14 protein-coding genes and 1 pseudogene are annotated in these 17839 nt (G+C 61.1%); 7 read left to right on the forward strand and 8 right to left on the reverse strand.

Annotated elements, in window-relative coordinates; all coding sequences use genetic code 11:
- Positions 1-105 precede the first annotated feature (105 nt).
- The 5 genes from GXY01S_RS09805 to GXY01S_RS09825 all read right to left on the reverse strand — a co-directional run bounded on the left by GXY01S_RS09805 (position 106) and on the right by GXY01S_RS09825 (position 6324).
- Positions 106-1077, reverse strand: a complete 972-nt coding sequence (locus GXY01S_RS09805; RefSeq protein WP_061274601.1) for a FecR family protein — start codon at positions 1075-1077, stop codon at positions 106-108.
- Positions 1078-1173: 96 nt separating this feature from the next.
- Positions 1174-1800 (reverse strand): sigma-70 family RNA polymerase sigma factor, encoded by a 627-nt coding sequence (locus tag GXY01S_RS09810; RefSeq protein WP_082770812.1) that lies wholly within the window; start codon positions 1798-1800, stop codon positions 1174-1176.
- 261 nt (positions 1801-2061) lie between these two features.
- A complete protein-coding gene (locus tag GXY01S_RS09815; RefSeq protein ID WP_061274604.1) occupies positions 2062-4572 on the reverse strand; it encodes a TonB-dependent siderophore receptor in 2511 nt (836 codons plus the stop codon).
- A gap of 149 nt (positions 4573-4721) precedes the next feature.
- Positions 4722-5714, reverse strand: a complete 993-nt coding sequence (locus tag GXY01S_RS09820) for a FecR family protein (RefSeq protein WP_061274606.1) — start codon at positions 5712-5714, stop codon at positions 4722-4724.
- Positions 5715-5814: 100 nt separating this feature from the next.
- Positions 5815-6324, reverse strand: coding sequence for a sigma-70 family RNA polymerase sigma factor (locus GXY01S_RS09825; protein ID WP_061274608.1), 510 nt, complete (start codon positions 6322-6324; stop codon positions 5815-5817).
- 237 nt (positions 6325-6561) lie between these two features.
- Between GXY01S_RS09825 and GXY01S_RS09830 the strand changes: the two genes are divergently transcribed.
- The 3 genes from GXY01S_RS09830 to GXY01S_RS18940 all read left to right on the forward strand — a co-directional run bounded on the left by GXY01S_RS09830 (position 6562) and on the right by GXY01S_RS18940 (position 8480).
- Positions 6562-7767, forward strand: a complete 1206-nt coding sequence (locus tag GXY01S_RS09830; protein ID WP_061274609.1) for a PepSY-associated TM helix domain-containing protein — start codon at positions 6562-6564, stop codon at positions 7765-7767.
- Between the two features lie 8 nt (positions 7768-7775).
- Positions 7776-8066 (forward strand): hypothetical protein, encoded by a 291-nt coding sequence (locus tag GXY01S_RS09835; protein ID WP_242501310.1) that lies wholly within the window; start codon positions 7776-7778, stop codon positions 8064-8066.
- Between the two features lie 93 nt (positions 8067-8159).
- Positions 8160-8480: a hypothetical protein gene (locus GXY01S_RS18940; protein ID WP_255210408.1), complete on the forward strand. Its 321-nt coding sequence runs from the start codon at positions 8160-8162 to the stop codon at positions 8478-8480.
- Between the two features lie 2 nt (positions 8481-8482).
- On the opposite strand, the gene GXY01S_RS09845 is transcribed toward GXY01S_RS18940, so the two are convergent.
- Positions 8483-8755, reverse strand: a complete 273-nt coding sequence (locus GXY01S_RS09845; protein WP_061274611.1) for a hypothetical protein — start codon at positions 8753-8755, stop codon at positions 8483-8485.
- Between the two features lie 222 nt (positions 8756-8977).
- On the opposite strand from GXY01S_RS09845, the gene GXY01S_RS09850 reads away from it, so the two are divergent.
- On the forward strand, positions 8978-10273 hold the full coding sequence (locus GXY01S_RS09850; RefSeq protein ID WP_061274613.1) for a DEAD/DEAH box helicase: 1296 nt from the start codon (positions 8978-8980) through the stop codon (positions 10271-10273).
- Between the two features lie 70 nt (positions 10274-10343).
- Here GXY01S_RS09850 and GXY01S_RS09855 read toward each other — a convergent pair whose 3' ends face one another.
- The gene (locus tag GXY01S_RS09855) at positions 10344-11945 is read right to left on the reverse strand and encodes a B12-binding domain-containing radical SAM protein (RefSeq protein WP_456305875.1); all 1602 of its coding nucleotides are present in this window, start codon (positions 11943-11945) and stop codon (positions 10344-10346) included.
- 345 nt (positions 11946-12290) lie between these two features.
- On the opposite strand from GXY01S_RS09855, the pseudogene GXY01S_RS09860 reads away from it, so the two are divergent.
- The 3 genes and pseudogenes from GXY01S_RS09860 to GXY01S_RS09870 all read left to right on the forward strand — a co-directional run.
- Positions 12291-12458, forward strand: a pseudogene (locus GXY01S_RS09860) (plasmid stabilization protein); the annotation flags it as partial.
- Between the two features lie 289 nt (positions 12459-12747).
- The gene (locus GXY01S_RS09865; protein WP_061274617.1) at positions 12748-13083 is read left to right on the forward strand and encodes a hypothetical protein; all 336 of its coding nucleotides are present in this window, start codon (positions 12748-12750) and stop codon (positions 13081-13083) included.
- A gap of 363 nt (positions 13084-13446) precedes the next feature.
- A complete protein-coding gene (locus tag GXY01S_RS09870; protein WP_061274632.1) occupies positions 13447-15942 on the forward strand; it encodes a phosphocholine-specific phospholipase C in 2496 nt (831 codons plus the stop codon).
- A 207-nt stretch (positions 15943-16149) separates the two neighbouring features.
- Here the strand turns inward: GXY01S_RS09870 and GXY01S_RS09875 are convergent, their stop codons facing one another.
- A complete protein-coding gene (locus GXY01S_RS09875; RefSeq protein WP_061274619.1) occupies positions 16150-17829 on the reverse strand; it encodes an SGNH/GDSL hydrolase family protein in 1680 nt (559 codons plus the stop codon).
- Between the last annotated feature and the right edge of the window lie 10 nt (positions 17830-17839).

Raw genomic sequence — 17839 nt, forward strand, 5'->3', positions numbered from 1 at the left:
TCGTCTCACAAAACATGACGGGCGGCGCCAACGGAACTTAATAGCGATTGCACGTTTATGGATTTTTTTGTGGAGGCGGCATGCACATCGCCCGCCCGTGCCGGGTCAGCCGGGAAAGCTGACAATCAGGATACGCCCCGCCACTTCGCGCATGGACCCGCCAGAGGATGTGACCAGCATGCGCAGGCTGTCGGCAGGGTGCCGCAGGTCATACACGCCGCCCACCAGCCTGCTCGCGGGCACCGTTCCGCGGATGAAGACATAACCGGAATAATGGCGGCGCAATATACCCAGCATATCCCCCACGCTGACCGCACTGGCACCAAACAGGCCAGTATTCCACGACCCGACACTATCAGTTGAAATGGCGGCGTGGCGTACGGCCCCGGTCTGTTCCGTAATGTCGATCTGTTCACCGGCATTGACGGCCTGCTCGGCCGCCATTCCCGCCCGTGGCGCACGCAGCCCGACCGTGCCCTCAGCAACACCCAGCACGACGTGCCCACCCCCGCTGCGCACGTCAAACACCGTGCCAATATCGCGTGAGACAATGCCGTCGGCCTCGACAACGAACGCCCGCCGGGGATCATGCCTTACCTGGAACAGTGCCTCGCCTTTCAGCAGCATGACGCGGCGGGTATCACCATGCATGTGCACGGCTATGGCGGATGCGCTGCCCAGGGTCAGGCTGCTGCCATCATCAAGGGCAATCTGGCGCGTCTGGCCGGTGGCCGTGGTGTAATCCGCCTGCAGCCACAGGCGCAGCGAAGGCGCGCAGGCAAGGACAATGGCCGCCGCCGCCGCAGTTGCCAGCGCCCCCGCCCGCCATCTGCGGACCGGCAGGCGATGCAGGTTGTCGGGTGTGGGGGCTGGTGGGGACTGCGTCGCGCCCTGGAGGGCCAGGCGGCCAAGCAGGCGGACCCGCAATGCCTGCTGCCATGCCCGTTCATGCGCCGGATCAGCCTGCCGCCATTGCTGGAGTTCGGCCTTCAGCCGGGCATCTTCGGGATCATCCTGCACGCGGAGAAGGAATGAAAGGGCCGTATCGTCAGCGTCAGGCGGGGTAATATCTGTCATGGACCCATATGCTTTGCAGGCAGGACATGCGCCTTCACATCTCCCTTTCTGTCTGACGATTGAACGGCATGGAAATTAATACCGGCGGGTAAAGCTTCATTCTTCACCAAGCTGCTCGGTAATCCGCTGGAAAGCCTGCCGGAGCATGGCATGCACGCGCGGGGAACTGACGCCCAGGATCTCGGCCACTTCACGCTGTTTATGGCCATAGAACTGGCTCAGTTCAAACGCGCGGCGGGTGCGCGGGGGCAGGCCGTCAAGGCAGGCCAGCACGCGGCGGAGTTCATCCTGGCTGGTCAACTGGCGTTCGGGTGTCAGGATTTCGATGGCATCGGGGCGCAGCATATCCGCATCCCCTGCCCCGTCGGTGGATGTGCTCCGCCTGTCGGGGAAACTGATGGCCTGTGCGTAGGCGCGTTCAACGGCTTTGGCCCGGCGGGCATCAATGGCAAGGCGGAAAATGACCCGTTTCAGGTAACCGAGCGGGTGCCGGATATCCTGTGGCGTGGCCGAGGCGCGGATGATGCGGACATAGGCATCCTGCACGATTTCCTCGCCCCGCCATGCGCAGCCCACAACCCGTGCCGCCAGCGCGACAAGATGACGTCTGTTGCTTTCAAGGACTTCCAGAAAAATCTTGTCCGCGTAGGACACAGGCATGGCCTCCAAGAAGATCGACGCAGGGAATGTCCTGTCATGCGTCGTGTCTCCTGCTGTTTCCATGTCCTGTAATAATAATCATTCGCATATTCAAGTTACATATCATGTGGCCGATGTTCCGCATGCCGCCGTCGGGATGCCTGCGGCATGCTCGCTGAGCCCATATAAAAGATAGGTAAAACAGTATGTTACATGAATCTGTCCAAAAATATTGGGCGGCGGTTGCCGCGCGCTGTTATTTCCTGCCGGGATGGATCGTCTGTATGGGATCCATTTACTGAGTTATGCGATAAATGCATAACTGAAAATTAATATTTGCAGACATTACCAGCTATAGGTCACTTTCCCGATCACATTACGGTTCGCGCCGATATAGCAGCCGGTATCGGCGCCCGCGCAGCTGGGATAGTACCGCTGGTTGAGCAGGTTCTGGGCCGTGACCTGAAACAGCATGCCCTTCAGCCGTGGGGCGACAGTATCAAGTGAATACTGTGCCTGCGCATCCACCAGCACATAGCTGGGAGTTACATATTCCAGCGTGTTGTCAACCAGCGTATTGCCATTGTAGCGCACGCCCGCGCCAAACCCCAGACCGCTCAACGGACCGTTATGCAGGTCATAATGCCCCCAGACCGAGAATGTCTGCTTGGGCACCGCAATCGGGCGCTCGCCGGTCAGGTCGCCACTGCCACGCGTATAGGCCACGTCCTGATAGGTATAGGCGGCGATGATGTTCAGGTTGCGCGTCAGGTCCACATGGGCTTCGAGTTCGATCCCGCGCGAGCGGATGCCGCCGGTCTGGGTATAGAAATCAATATGGACCGGATCGGTTACCAGCACGTTGGTCTGCTTGAGGTCATACAGCGCGGCCGTGAAAAACCCGTTGAAGCCATGCGGCTGGTATTTCAGCCCCACTTCAAACTGCCGCCCCCGGGTGGGCTTGAACGGCGTGCCGTTGAACGACAGGTTGTTGGCGGGCTGGAAGGATTCCGCGTAATGGAAATAGGGTGACAGCCCGATGGGGAACGCATACAGGATGCCGCCACGCCACGTCGTGGCCTGATCGGACTGGTTGAAGCTGCCGCCGCTATCGGTCTGGTCGCGGGTGTCGATGGTGGACCAGTCATGGCGCACGCCGCCCTGCACGTGCAGGTGGCCCCATGTCATCTGGTCCTCGCCATAGATGCCTTCCTGGTTGGTCGTTATGCTCTGGGCTTCATACAGGTCCAGCTTGCCGATGCTCTGCCCATAGGTGGGCGCGAAGACGTCGAGCGAGGGGGCATCGCCGTAATACAGGTTGGCGGAATCACGGATATTCTGCCAGTTGCCGCCAACAATCACGTTGTGCTTGACCGGCCCGGTACGGAAATGGCCAAGGATCTGCTCTTCCACCGTGATCGTGTCGAAATGCTCCTCCGACCCGTATGCCGCGCGCTCCAGCGTGCGGTTGTCATCATCGAGCATCCCGCCCGAGGATACCTGCTGGAAAAACGCCCCCACATTCGCGTAACGGGCAAATGACTTGAAGGTCCAGTTGGGCGCGATGCGGTAGCTTAGCCGGTAGTTCACTGCCGTCTGGGTGCGCTTGTAGGTCTCGAAATTCGGGTCGCCGGGGTAGAAATGGTCCGAAACCTGGCCATTCGGGTTGGGCAGGATGGTGCCCTGCAGGGGGGCGGTGTCAAAATTGCCGCCACGCGGGTCGCGCTGCCAGAAGGCGGACAGCGTCATGGTCAGCCGGTCATTGGGGGTCCATGTCAGCGATGGCAGGACACCGAAGCGCTCGTTGCGGGTATGCTCGTCCTGCGTGCCCGATGTGGTGGCGGTTGCGGCCACGCGGTACAGCCACTTGCCATCACGGTCGATCCGCCCGCCAAAATCGGCGGTGCCACGCACGTAGCCATACGTGCCCCCTTCAACCGAGACGGAATGAACGGGGGTAGCCGTTGGCTGTTTCGTGGTCAGCACGATGGCCCCTCCGGGATTGGACTGCCCGTACAGGACCGAAGGCGGCCCCTTGAGGATGTCGATCCGGTCGAGCAGGTAGGGGTCGATCTGCTGGGTGGCGTAATAGGCGCCGTTGAACAGGCGCAGGTTGTCAACAAATTCATCCGCGCCCGCAGCCCCCTGAAAGCCACGGATTTCAACCATGTCGAACCGCGTGGTGTAGCCCGATGCCACATCGCCCGACACACCGGCATTATACCGCAGGGCCTCGGCTATGGTGCGGGCGTTCTGCTGGTCGAGCTGCGCGCGGGTCACGACGGATACGGATTCCGGGGTTTCGATCAGGGGCGTGTCGGTTTTGGTGGCGGCACTCGAATTCTTGGGCACGAGCCCTGCCCGCCCCGATGTGGCGTAAACGGCGATCTGCTCTTCTTTCCACCCTTTTCTGCCGCCCTCGTTCCCCTGCCCTTCCACCCGCACCGGATCAAGGGTGATGGCGGACGGCGCGCGGATGAGCGAGACGGAATGCGCCCCGGTTTTGCTGTAACTGATGCCCGTGCCCGCCAGCAGACCGGACAGCGCCTGTTCCGTCGTCATCTGCCCGGTCACCGCCCCTGACCGCGCGCCTGCTATCGTGGCGCTGTCGAATGCGATCTGCATGCCTGTCTGCGCGCCAAAGGCGGCAAGGGCGCGGGCGAGCGGCTGGGCGGGAATGCTGAAGGATTGTGCCGGAGATGGCGGAACGGCCACGCTGCCCTCAACCGCTGCCGCCGCGGCATGATGGCCCGCGGCGGCCCACATGACGAACAGCAGGGCGGACGTGCCCGTAAGCAGGCTGGAGCGGGATGGCCGGATGCGATTGGGGCGGCACGGCGGAAGAACATACGGCATGGTCAGGTCTCACGGGCGGACGGTTGGCAGAAAATGCAAACGAATTGCATTCGCGTATATTCATGTCCGTTGAGATGATTTTTTTTTAACGGGCTGGCGGAACTTTTTTATGGTCCGACGCGCGAAAACTGACGGGCCGCCCGGACCCGTCAGGGGGTTTTGTGCTCAGCCAGCACCAGGGTGAAGCCCGCGGGGAGTGCCACAAGCCTGCCCCCATGCAACGCGCACAGGGCCTCAAGCGCCTCCCTGGGGTGGTGCAGGTCATACACGCCGCCAACTGGGGTGGTGTCGTGTTCAAGGCCATGCGTAACGATGGTGCCGGGATAATAGCGCCCCAGGGTTTCAACCGCGTCGGACAGCCCTACATCGTTGAGCACCAGTTGCCCCGAACGCCACGAACCGACATCCTCCGGGTCGATCGTGCCGCGCCAGGCCTGCCCCGTGTGCCGGTCGACCGTGCCCTGCTGGCCTGCGCCCAGGCGCAGGGCGGGGTCGGACTGGCGGGCTACGCTCACCATCCCTTCGCGCACCGCAACACGCACATGCGGCCCGGCCATCTGCACATCAAAGCTCGTGCCGATATCGCGCGTCGTCACATTGCCTGCCCTGACGGCAAAGCCGCGCCTTGCGTCATGCACGACATTGAAAAACGCCTCCCCGGCCAGCAGCGTAACCCTCCGTTCCTGATCCGCGTAATGCACGGCTATGGCGGAATGACCCGCCAGGGTCACGGCTGTTCCGTCCGGCAGGCCGAGCGTGCGGGTCTCGCCCGTTTTTGTGTAATGATCAGCCTGCAGGCGCATCATGAGGTCTGGCGTGGCGAAGGCCAGCAGGCTGGCTGCCACCGGCAGCATGCAGGCCACCGCAATCCGCAACGGGCGCGCCCGGGCCGTTCTGCCAGCCGCAGGCTGCCGACGTGTTGCGGGCCGGTCAGGCGGGGGCGTTACGGGCACCCGCTGGGCTGTCAGGGTCCAGGCGCGTTCCATCCGGCGCCATGCCCGTTCGTGCTCGGGGTCGAGCGCGCGCCATGCGGCGCATTGCGCCCGTGCCGTTTCATCATGCGGTGCCGCATTCAGGCGGATTTTCCAGGTGGCAGCTTCCAGCATGGCACGTTCGGCACCCTGTTTTGGCTGTGTGCTCATCCGTGTTCGCTCCCCTTCGTTCCGCGCCGGTGGCGTTGAACGTGCTTCCAGCAACAGGGACGGCGCACAGGTCTGTTTTTCAACGGTAGAGGAAAAATCTTTACGGCTCCATGTCTGGCAGGGCCGCAGCACAGGCCACCAGCGCGATCTGGATCATCTTGTGCACGCGCGTGGTGGAAACGCCCAGAACGGTTGCAATTTCGTGCAAGGTGTACCCGCCGATGCGGTACATCTCGAACGCGCGGCGGGTGCGTGGCGGCAGGCTGTTCAGGGCATGGGCCACGCTATGCAGTTCCTGCCGGTGCCCGCAATGGATTTCGGGCGATATGGACCCCGCGCCTGTATCGGCCAGCAGGCTGTGATCGATTTCGGTCGGGATATGCCTGCGCGCGGCACGGAGATGATCAAGCGCCAGATTGCGTATGATTGCGCCAAGATAGGCGACCGGGTTGAAAATGACCCTCTGCCGCCTGACGGATGCAAGCTGAACAAAGGCATCCTGCACGATATCTTCTGCCTGTGCCGTGCAGCCGACCATGGAGGTCGCGAGAGACACGAAACGGGGCCGGTTTGCCAGGTAGGTTTCCAGAAGATGATCGGTCGAGGCCACGGCCTGAAGGTTCCTTGACAGCTTGCGTCAGTGCCCGTACGGGATATGGGCCTTCCTTATATGAATATAAGAATCATTATCAATGCTAGAACTGCGCTGTGATGTTTCGATACAATCCGGGGCTTTCATGCAGGCCCTGCCCCGGCAGGGCGTATGGGGAAACCGGGAATTAAATATGCAAATGCGTCTTATTTTCTTCTATTGCTCCGCCCCGACCGGCGTGCCAGATCCTGCCAGATGGCTGCCCTGACCCTTAAAACCGTTCGTCCGGCCCTTGTGCGCCTGCACCGATATACGGGGCTGCTGCTGTCGGGTGTGCTGTTTATCGCGGGGCTTACGGGAAGCATCAGCGTGTTCCGCACGGAAATCGATGCGGCCCTCAACCCGGACCTGTATCACGCCCCCGCCCCGGCGCAGCCCCTGCCGCTTTCAACCATACTGGCGCGGCTGGAGGCACAGCGCCCGGAAACCCGGGTGACCGCCCTGCTCTATCGCCCCCCGGCAGGCCGTGCGATCGAAGCCTATTCTGCCGAACAGGTCGCGGGCGGCACCGGGCCGGTTGAGCATGAAATCTTTCTCGACCCCGCCACGGGGCGCATTCAGGGCATGCGACCGACCGAAGGGTGCTGCCTGAGCCGTCGCGCGCTGATGTCCTTTGTGTACCGGCTTCATTATTCCCTCGATCTGGGCCAGGCGGGGCTATGGATCATGGGTCTTTCGGCCATTCTGTGGTCAATCGACTGTGTTGTCGGTCTTGTCCTGACCTCTCCGTTGCACCAGCCCGCATGGCGGCGCGCGTTCTGGCAGAGATGGGGCAAGACATGGACCCTTTCCTTCAGGCGCTCGGCCATACGGATCACGTTCGACCTGCATCGGGCCGTCTCGCTGTGGCTATGGGTTGTGTTGCTGGGCATTGCCATAAGCGGGGTGGCGCTGGCGCTTGAAGATGAAGTGTTCAATCCCGTCGTGCGCACCATCCTGCCAACAGACCCACCCATGACGGACACGCAGGCACAACCCCATCCGGTTACGGTTGATCAGGCCGAAAGCATTGCCGCAGGCTTCGCACGCGTCCACGGCCATGCGGAAAGACCCGCCGCCGTGCTGCTCGACCCTGATGGCGCGACGGCCCTGTTCTATCTTTTCAGCAATGATGGCACTGACCCTGCCGGGCTGGGCAGCCCCATGGTGACCATCGACCTCAAGACCGGCCAGGTGACGGATGGCGCCATGCCCGGACAGGGGGCCGCGGGAAATCTGGTGATGCAGATGCAACTGCCGTGGCATGGCGGCAGGCTGGCGGGGCTGGCCGGTCGCATTGTCATCTGCCTGTCGGGGCTTGTCGTGTGCATGCTGACGGTAACAGGAGTCATGATCTGGCACCGTAAACGGCAGGCATTGCGGATGCTCCCCCCTGCCGCGCGCGATGCGACCCGGCCGTAAAGCGTGGCGTGCTCCACAGAACCGCCGGGGCCGCCATCGTCAAACCCCTGGCCAGCGAAGGCGCATTGGTGCGCTTTACATGGGCCGGTTCGCGCGCGAAGCCTGAAGACCTTGCCCGCGGGAGCGGGGCGGACGCCATTCAGGCTGATGCAACCGACCGTGGTGCAATCCTTGCCGCCACGCGCGACGGCAGGCCAGTCGATATTTTCGTCTTCAACGCCGGGATCTGCATTGCCAGAGATCCGCTGACATATGCCCCTGACCGGGACCTTGACGGGCTGTTTCGTACATGCTGTTAAGGAACGGTACCGTATCGTTTATATAGACGGCAACAGGCTGCCTGACCACGTGCCGGGTGGCTTCGGTTTTTATGGGAATGAAGGAAGCAGTTTATGTGTGCCAGAATGAAAAAACGCGGAAACGCGAAGGCGTTCATAAACATGATGGCAGGCGCTGCTTTTGTGCTGTCGGGCATGAACATATGCCATGCAGCCGAAACCACCCGCGCGCGTGAAGCGCATGCCTGCGAAAAGGATGCTTTCAAATTCTGTGGAAACGACATCCCGAACAAGAAGAAAATTGCCGCCTGCCTGCAGGCCAATCGTGAGCAACTTCGCCCGGCCTGTCGCGCCATGTTCCCTGCGTCCGACGCGCCTGTTGAAAACATGGCACTGGGCGCCCCCCGTGCCCCTGATTGGCAGGCTGGTCAATAATTTTACTGGCCCCGCCCGGCCGCCTGCGCGGCCCTGAGGAACCATGCCGCCCGTTCCGTGCGATCCCCGTCCTTCAGGCTTTTCTGCACCCCCAGCGTGAGCATGGCCTCGCAATCGCCCTTCCCGGCGGCCTGCTCGAGCAGGGGAAGCAGGTCATCAGCCATGACTTCGGGCGCATCGTTCCGCTTGTCCGCCTTATCAAGGGCAAGGGCCAGCCCCGCAGCGATGCGGCTTCTGAAAGGATGGGAGGAACCAGAAGTGCAATCATCCTGCATGTGATGAGATCGATATTACATGCGAACAGTATGACCGGCGTGCATTTCAGGCCATCTTCCAAAGCATGGGGATTGTGGCGCTTGGGCGCGGGCAAAAACCATCATCAGCCATGCCGCGCTGCGTTGACGTGGCACGGTGCCCCCCGTAATAGTCCGGCCTCCCGCACCCGCGAAGCCCGAACAGGCGTAGCCTTTACAGAGCGCCGGAGGCGCTGCTTGACCATGTCCATGACTTTTGCCGATCTTGCCCTGGCGCCCGAACTCCTGAGCGCACTGGCCGAGGAGGGCTACGCCACCCCCACCCCGATCCAGGCCGGTTCCATCCCCATGCTGCTCGCAGGCCGTGACCTGCTGGGCATGGCCCAGACCGGCACGGGCAAGACGGCCTCGTTTGCGCTGCCGCTGCTCCATCGCCTTGCCATGAATCCCCGCCCCGCCCCCAAGGGTGGCGCGCGCGTGCTGGTGCTGGCCCCCACGCGTGAACTGGTCTCCCAGATCGCTGATGGCTTCACGGGCTTCGGGCGCTACCTCAAGCCCAGCATTACGACGATTTTTGGCGGCGTCAGCCCCTTCCACCAGATCAATGCGCTCAAGGAGGGGGTGGACATCATCGTGGCAACCCCCGGGCGGCTGCTGGACCTGATTACCCAGGGCGAATGCGACCTGTCGCAGCTTGAGGCGCTGGTGCTTGATGAGGCGGACCAGATGCTCGACATGGGCTTTGCCAAGCCCATCGAGCGTATTGTCGCAACCGTGCCCGCAGCCCGGCAGACCGTGCTGTTTTCAGCCACCATGCCCAAATCCATCACTGTGCTGGCCGAGAGCCTGCTGCGCGATCCGGCCCGGGTCGAGATTACGCCGCCTTCCACCACGGTGGAGCGGATCGAGCAGTCGGTCATGTTTGTCGATGCGGCTGACAAGAAGGCCGCCCTGCTTGAACTGCTGCGCACGCCGGGCATGGGGCAGGCCGTGGTCTTTACCCTGCAGAAGAACATCGCCAACGAGGTCTGCGCCTTCATTACCGAGGCGGGCATTACGGCCGAGGCCCTCCACGGCAACAAGTCGCAGGGGCAGCGTGAGCGCGCGCTTGAGGCGTTTCGGTGTGGCGCGGCACAGGTGCTGGTGGCAACCGACATCGCGGCGCGTGGCATTGATGTCGATACGGTGACGCATGTGTTCAACCATGACCTGCCCAGCCTGCCCGAAAGCTATGTGCACCGCATTGGCCGCACCGGGCGCGCGGGCCGCACGGGCTTTGCCATAACGCTGTGCGATGCCGAGCAGCGCGCCTGGCTGCATGACGTGGAACGTGAAATCGGCCGCCCGCTCGACGTGCAGGCAGATCACCCCTGGCATTCGGAGGCCGCGCGCAACTCCACCATGCGCGCACCCGTGCTGGGTGGCGGCCCGGTCAAGCAGGTCAAGCCGCCGAAAATACGCGAGCGCAAGGTCTGGACCGAGGAAGAGAAGAACGCGGCCCGCGCAGCGGCTTTGGCGGCCAAGGCCGCCAAAGCCTGATGATGCGCTGGCGCGGCGGCTGGCACAACCGCCGCGCCAATCCCTGGAAGTTTTTTACCCCATGCCCTGCTCAGGCAGGCACAAGCGCTGCCGGAACGGGCTTGAGCATTGGCGGCGCCTGCCAGTGGCCCGTGTCAACATTCTCGATTTCCCCATCAATCTCGCTGACAACCTGCCGTGCAAACGGCCCGAGATGCAGGTAGAGCGCGCTGGTCATGACCACGTAGGGCAATGCTTTGGGGTTATGCAGCGCGCAGTCGAGCATCATCCGCCAGAATGCCCCGGTCGTGCCCGGCCCCGCGCGGTGAATGCGCAGGACAAGCCGCATGAAGCTGCGCAGGTCGCCCTTGATCATCCGGTGGCTGCGCTTGCGCCCGAGCATGCGGCCAAGCCTGCGCACGCGGCCAAAATAGGCGACCGGATCATAAATCGTTTTGAGCACCGTCCTGTAATCGTTCAGCACGTCGCGGCGTGGCCGTTTGGTCTCGAAATTGAGGCCGGCGGTGCACTGATCGCCCGACTGGGTCTGTTCACTCCCCGAAAACAGCCGCCCTTCGGCCAGCAGGCGGCGCGTCAACTGGGTTGTGGGCAGCGCGTAAAGCAGGCCGACCATGCAGACCGGGATCGAGGTATCCTCGATACATTCGATCATGCCCGCGGCGACACTGCCCTTCTCGCTGTCAAACCCCACGATGAAGCCTGCATTGACGAAAATCCCGGCCTTATGGATCGTTTCAATGCTCTGTTGCAGGCTGCGCCTTGTGTTCTGCTTTTTCTGCATCAGCACCAGCGAGTCCGTATCGGGGCTTTCGATGCCCACGAACACGGCGAAGAAATTCGTATCGGCCAGGCTGCGCAGCAGATCGGCGTCATCAGCGAGGTTGATGGAGGCCTCGGTTGAAAATTCGAAGGGAAATTTCTTTTCCTCCTGCCAGTGCTTCAGGTCGGGCAGGAATTTCTTGAGCGCCTTTTTGTTGCCAATCAGGTTGTCATCAACAAAATCGACATGGCCCCGGTAGCCAAGCGCGTACAGGGCATCGAGTTCAGCCATGACCTGTTCGTTGGTCTTGGTGCGCGGCACCCGGCCATAGAGTTCGATGATGTCGCAGAACTCGCAACTGAACGGACACCCGCGTGAAAACTGGACGCCCACATGCAGGTACTGGTCAAGCTTGAGCAGATCAAAGCGCGGCAATGGGCTTTTTGTAACATCCGTCTTGCCCATCGGCGCTTCAAACACGCCCTGCCGCGCACCGCTGCGCCAGGCCGCGACGAAATCATCCATGATCTCCTCGGCCTCGCCCAGCACCTGAAAATTGGCGGCGCTGTAAAGCGGCGGGCTTGAGGTCACATCGGGGCCGCCCACCACCACCGGCTTGCCGCGCGCATGGCATTGCGCGATGATGTGCAGCGCGTCATTGCGCTGCGGCAGCATGCCGCCGGTCATGACCATGTCGGCCCAGTCAAGATCGGCGTCGGTCAGGTCTTCGGTATTGCGGTTGACCAGCCGTATCTGCCAGTGCTGGGGCAGCATGGCCGCGACCGTGACCAGACCAAGGGGCGCTGCCGGGTAGCGCGCGCCCGCCAGATCGCAGGCTTCCTTGTAGTTCCAGAATGAATTGGCATTGAAAAGCGGGAAGATCATCAGGACCTTGCAGGCATCGGTCATCATGATGAAATCCTTTGGCGTGCCTCCTTCGCATGATCACAACGGCCTCCCCGGTTGGGGCTGGGGCACATGGGAATGAGAGAATCCTGTTGTGGTGAAATGGCGATAGTCCGGCACACGGTCGTCATAGAGATCTTCCATCGGGATGAAGGTCTGCTTCTACACCCCCTGTCTCGCAATAGCGAGAAAAGAGCATTTACAACATCCGATATGCCGCTCTCAAAGTGTAACAGCCCGGCAGGCGGCCCTGAAAAAACTTTTGCCCCGACCCCGCATTATCACGCAGGTGGGGCTTGCATGTGCGACCGCACCAAAGCCCTGGCAAACGCATGAACGGGAGCATGGATCATGCCGCGTGGTGACAAATCCGCCTATACAGGCAAGCAGAAGCGACAGGCCGCCCATATTGAGGAAAGCTACGAGCAGCGCGGGGTCAGCGAGGATGAAGCCAAACGCCGCGCCTGGGCTACGGTCAATAAGGAAACCGGCGGCGGGCAGAAAAAGGATTCGGGCAAAAACGGCACCTGAAAACGCCCTCCGTGCTAGAGCAGATCCCATTTGAATGGACACATTCGAACGGGTGAAGATGCTATATAAACAATGAGCTAGAGCAATTCCACTGAGCCAGAGTGCAGTGGAATTGCTCTAGCTTGCGCATATGCACGGAACAAAGATGAAATGTGATGAAGATTGTCGATCCGCTGAATGGCGACTGGTCCGAGCCCGATGATGGCGCAAAGCCTGCAACCCGCCCTTAAGCCAGCCCTGGCTGTCCCATATCGCTTTTAACAGCACCGGCGTTGACATGCTGGCCACAGCCAGACTGCTTTTGCCGGAATTCGTGGACCATGAGGGCGGTGTGTTTCTGGGCATCCAGTTTACAAAAGACAGTTTTGCCCAATGGATGAGCGTGCCGGGCAACATGAAGGACGTGGAGAGCATGATCAATCATGTGCACGTCTATGATATTCTTGGTAATGACAATAAAATATCCGAGCATGATGCCCGCCTTGTTGTCCATTTATTGAAAAGATGCTGGATGGTCGCCCTGCATGCGGGGTTTCCGGGCAAGGAATTCGATGTTGTCGTGTCTGGATCGGAAGAAGATTACGGGCCGGTTCTCACCTTTTCAGGCAAATGAAGCATGGCGTTGCGAGATGGTGGCGTCTCCCCGCTTTTTTGTTGCTACCATAAGCATATATCCCGATATGAATCTTTTATGAACATTGAATGAATTTAAAATGAAATAGAATAGAGAAGTATATAAACCAGATAAGGAATTTGTTAGGGGAACTCCGTTAGGATTTATGCTGGAACGCCCCAGGGCAATGAAAAAGGGCATTACTTCAGAGCGGAATGACGGCCCTTCACGCCATGCCCGGGACTGTCAGCACGCTTACGCATGACCATATTGACATGCAATCGCTTGCTTTCACGACTGAAGCCTTGGTCAAGGCATGGTCAAAGGGCAACGAAACAAGATTCCTTCATGCGCGAGCCAATCATGACGACACGTAGAGATTTCCTGAAATATGCCCTCCTCACGGGTGCCGCGGGAGCGTCTTCCCGCCTGCCCGCTTCCATCGGGCGGGCCTTCGCGATTGCGCCCGAGGTAGGGTCCACCTGGCAGGATGCCGAGCATGTCGTGATCCTGATGCAGGAAAACCGTTCTTTTGATCATGTATTTGGCACCCTGCAGGGCGTGCGCGGGTTCAATGACCCGCGTGCCATGCGCCTGCCCAACGGTAACCCGGCTTTTGTACAGTCCAGCCAGTCAGGCGAGACCTATCTGCCGTGGCGGCTCAACATTCGTGATACGCGTGTGACATGGATGGGTTCCATCCCCCACTCCCGCGACAGCCAGGTTGATGCGTGGAACAATGGCGGCCATGACCGATGGATCGACGCCAAGAAGTCGCACCACAAGGACTATGCCCACTATCCATTGACCATGGGGCATTATACCCGCGAGGACCTGCCCTTTTACTATGCCCTGGCCGACGCCTTTACCGTATGTGACCAGAATTACTGTGGCGCCATGACCAGTACCACCCCAAACCGGCTGCTGTTCTGGACCGGCACGGTGCGCGACCGGCAGGTTCCAACGTCGAATGTGTACATGCGTAATGGTGAGATCCTTGAAGGCGGCATGACGTGGCGCACCTTCCCCGAGCGGCTGGAACAGGCAGGCGTTTCATGGAAATTCTACCAGAACGAACTCTCGCAGGCTGGCGGCATGAGCGCGCCCGAGCGGGCATGGCTGTCCAATTTCGGGTGCAATGTGCTGGAATGTTTCGATCAGTACCATGTCACGGCCAATCCCGGTTTTGGCGCGTGGCTTGAGGAGCGCATCAATGAATGCCAGTCACATATCGATCGGCTGAACACACATGAAATGCTTGTGTCAGGCACGCATGGCGAACAGTTGGCCGAAGCGCGAAACCTGCTGGCCGTGCTCACGCGCCGCCGTGCTGCTGCGGGCGAAACGCCTGAAAAACTGACACCGGCGGAACGCGCCCTGTTTGGCAACGCATTCGTGACCAACACGGGCGACAGGAACTACCGCAAGCTGGAAAAACTGAAATTCCATGATGGCAGAAAAGCCATCCACATGCAGGCGCCCAAGGGCGATGTGCTGCATCAGTTCCGCCAGGATGTCAGAACAGGCAGGCTGCCCACCGTTTCATGGCTGGCAGCACCCGAGCATTTCTCCGATCATCCGACCTCGCCGTGGTATGGGGCGTGGTACGTATCGGAAATCATGGATATCCTGACCGAAAACCCCGATGTATGGAAAAAGACCATCTTCATCATGACCTATGATGAAAATGACGGCTATTTCGATCATTGCTGCTCCTATGCCGCACCCGACCCCAACCGGCCCGAAACCGGCACGTCATCGCGCAGCATTGGCCAGAAGGGGCTGGAATATACGAGCGCGCAGGATGAAATCAATCGTGGCGTGCCGGAGCGCCTGGCGCGCAGTGGGCCGATCGGGCTGGGCTTTCGCGTGCCGATGGTCATCGCCTCGCCCTGGAGCCGGGGCGGATGGGTCAATTCGCAACTGTTCGAGCATACCTCCACGCTGCGTTTTCTTGAGACCTTCGTGCGGGGCAAATTCGGCAAGGACGTGACTGAGACCAATATCTCGCCCTGGCGGCGGGCCATCAGTGGCGACCTGACATCATGCTTCCGCCCCTATGATGGCAGCATGCCGCACCTGCCCTTCCTTGAGCGCAATGCGTATCTGCACACCATCGAGAGCGCGCGCAACCGGCCCCTGCCCGGTGGCTATCAGGCCCTCGATGCGGCTACGATTGCCGCCCTGCGCAACGATCCGGCCAAAATGCGCGAAAGCGTGGCGCAGGAATCCGGCACGCGGGTCGCCTCCCCCCTGCCCTATGAGCCGTATTGCGATGGTGGGGTCTCGGCTGATGGCAGGCAGGTGAGCGTACACCTGCGCGCGGGCCGGGCCCGCTTTGGCGCCCGTGCTGCTGGCGTGCCGTTCAATATCCATCGCCACGGCATCGCGTCGGAAAGCAGCATGCAGGCGGGCACTTACGCCGTGGCGGCAGGCGATGCGCTTGATGTGACGTTTGCCCAGTCCACCTTCCACAACCGGGTCTATGATGTGGACGTGCATGCCCCCAACGGCTTTTACCGCCGCTATAGCGGCAGGAAGGGCGGCCTGCGGCTACAGGCGGCCTGCACCTACCTGCGTGGGCCGGGGAAGGATCTGGTCGTGACCATAAGCAATCATGGCGCGAAACACGCGAACCTGACCTGCTCCATGGCGCCCTCCGGCATCACGCGCGCGGTGCATGTGGCCGCTGGCGGCAGCGTGAGCATGGCGTTTGACCTGACGCAGGGCATGCTGTGGTATGATCTCACCGTGTCGAGTGCGGATGAGCCGGAACTGCTGTATCAGTTCGCAGGGCGCATCGAGACCGGGCGGCCGGGGCGCACCGACCCCGCCATGGCGGCGGTCCACCCGGCCTGATCGGCCTGTCCTGCCTGCAACTCCATGCGAATACGCAGGGTAACCGGATGGATTGCGGCATACGGCGCACCATCCTCAGGACGTTTTTGGTGAAGCTTTTATCATTTTTTATCAATGAGTTGTTTTTAAATAGTGTCCTGTAAAAATGCTGCCCTTTTTGCAAAAGGCAGCATCTGGAAAACTGTTCCCTACAGGCGTATGGCGTTTTTACTGGCCAAGAAAATTGGCGATATTCTGCCACACGTTGCGGGCGATGATGTCATGCCCGGCCTGGTTGGGGTGGGTTGTATCGGCAAGCCATTTTGTCTGGTCAAGCACATCGGAAAGAGGCTCGCCGGTGGAGAAAAGATCGAGTTCGAGATCGGCAGGAATCTTGCCATCCTCGACCGCATTGTCCAGCGCCTTGCGCGGCGCGCCCTGCGTCATGGTCTCGTCAAGGAATGCCACGTGATAGCCGGCTTTTTTCAGGCGGCTGGTGATCTGCCCGAGGTTATGGACCGTCTCGCCGGTGCCGATCTGGTGCAGGTGGTCATTGAAGCCGCCAAACACGACCGCGACCTTGCGGCCGGGATGGCGGGCCAGTGCTTCCGCTGCGGGCACCATGTCCAGCATCTGCTTGGTCGTGGCCCCTGACACGGCAAAATTGTAGCTTTTGTAGCGGGCGTAACGCTGCATGAGATAGGGCCAGTTCGTGCCATCGCTCAGGCCGAAGCCTTCCGTCCGGCTATCGCCAATGGCAACGACAGTATCACGTAGCTGCGGCATGTGGTTGCCTGCCACGGCGGCAGCGGCTTCAAAGTCCTGCTCCTGCCCGGCCGTGGCGGCCTGATCGGCGATGACGATACCGGTCCACTGCCCGGTGTTGCGGCCCTGTTCAAACCAGTTGCCGCCATCGGCATTATACCCGATATATCCGCCGGAAAACGCCCCCCCCGACAGCGCCCCGCCAAGCACGACGTGGTTATTGCCGTTTTCAAGCCGGTAGCCCGCCGGTGTTGCGCTCAGGCCAAAGGCGGCGGGATCGTTGCTGATGATCAGGTCCGTGCGCTGGTCCGGGCTGCGCATGTCAGCCACATGCACGAAGCCATCGAGCGTGTAGCTGCCCATGAACACCTTGAATTCCTGCCCTTGCTGCCCCAGCATGAGCGGCACGGGGAAGGCAGAATAGCCGGAATTGGATGAGGCATAGGTGCCCGTGGTGCCAAAAAAGAAGCTGTTGGTGGGTACCTTGAGTGTCTGCGGCAGTACAAATCCACCCGGCCCGTTAATTTCACCCCAGGAGAGGGTCTCCTGCCCTGAAACCTGCACCGCGCCGATATGCACCACATGGTGCCCCGGCGTCGCTACAATGTGGTTGCCGTGCCCGGTCTGGTCATACACGCGGGTTACGGTGGCGAAGGTGCCCGCATCCCGCGCGGCGAGAACGCGCTTGAGGGTGGCCGTATCAAGCATGCCATCAGGACGTATGTTCAGCGTGGTGGCAACCGTCTGGCCGCCTGCTGTCGTCTCGATATCCACGGCGGGGCCGGAATAGGTGCTGACCATTCGCGTAGGCCCACCGGCAAAAACGGCATGCGGGCCAAAGGTATCGGCGGGGGCATGCGGTGTGGGCACGGCCGTCCACTGCGCGGCCCCGGGCGTAAGCGCGGTTGCGCGCCACACCTGCCCGCCTGCCTGCCACAGGTCGCCTGGCGCGTAACCGCTGCTCACGTCGTCATGCGCACCGGGCGGGCGGTTCAGCCCTGTATTCGCGGCGCTATTGGCCGGAATGCAGGTTTCTGTGCCTTTATGGTCATCAGCCGGGCATTGGGCCGCTACCCCAAGGGCAGGCAGGCCAAGGGTTGCCATGGCGGTGATGCAGGCCAGAACTCTTCCGCGCGTTTCCATGTAATGCTGT

This window comes from Komagataeibacter xylinus NBRC 15237, from assembly GCF_001571345.1.
Taxonomy (GTDB): Bacteria; Pseudomonadota; Alphaproteobacteria; order Acetobacterales; family Acetobacteraceae; genus Komagataeibacter; species Komagataeibacter xylinus.

What these genes read in the sequence shown, in the direction of transcription:
- GXY01S_RS09815 (WP_061274604.1), bottom strand. Translation starts at nt 4,572, where the DNA reads ATGCCGTATGTTCTTCCGCCGTGCCGCCCCAATCGCATCCGGCCATCC.
- GXY01S_RS09850 (WP_061274613.1), top strand. Translation starts at nt 8,978, where the DNA reads ATGTCCATGACTTTTGCCGATCTTGCCCTGGCGCCCGAACTCCTGAGC.
- GXY01S_RS09845 (WP_061274611.1), bottom strand. Translation starts at nt 8,755, where the DNA reads ATGCAGGATGATTGCACTTCTGGTTCCTCCCATCCTTTCAGAAGCCGC.
- GXY01S_RS09830 (WP_061274609.1), top strand. Translation starts at nt 6,562, where the DNA reads ATGGCTGCCCTGACCCTTAAAACCGTTCGTCCGGCCCTTGTGCGCCTG.
- GXY01S_RS09870 (WP_061274632.1), top strand. Translation starts at nt 13,447, where the DNA reads ATGACGACACGTAGAGATTTCCTGAAATATGCCCTCCTCACGGGTGCC.
- GXY01S_RS18940 (WP_255210408.1), top strand. Translation starts at nt 8,160, where the DNA reads ATGTGTGCCAGAATGAAAAAACGCGGAAACGCGAAGGCGTTCATAAAC.
- GXY01S_RS09855 (WP_456305875.1), bottom strand. Translation starts at nt 11,945, where the DNA reads ATGATGACCGATGCCTGCAAGGTCCTGATGATCTTCCCGCTTTTCAAT.
- GXY01S_RS09875 (WP_061274619.1), bottom strand. Translation starts at nt 17,829, where the DNA reads ATGGAAACGCGCGGAAGAGTTCTGGCCTGCATCACCGCCATGGCAACC.
- GXY01S_RS09810 (WP_082770812.1), bottom strand. Translation starts at nt 1,800, where the DNA reads ATGGAAACAGCAGGAGACACGACGCATGACAGGACATTCCCTGCGTCG.
- GXY01S_RS09805 (WP_061274601.1), bottom strand. Translation starts at nt 1,077, where the DNA reads ATGACAGATATTACCCCGCCTGACGCTGACGATACGGCCCTTTCATTC.
- GXY01S_RS09865 (WP_061274617.1), top strand. Translation starts at nt 12,748, where the DNA reads ATGCTGGCCACAGCCAGACTGCTTTTGCCGGAATTCGTGGACCATGAG.
- GXY01S_RS09820 (WP_061274606.1), bottom strand. Translation starts at nt 5,714, where the DNA reads ATGAGCACACAGCCAAAACAGGGTGCCGAACGTGCCATGCTGGAAGCT.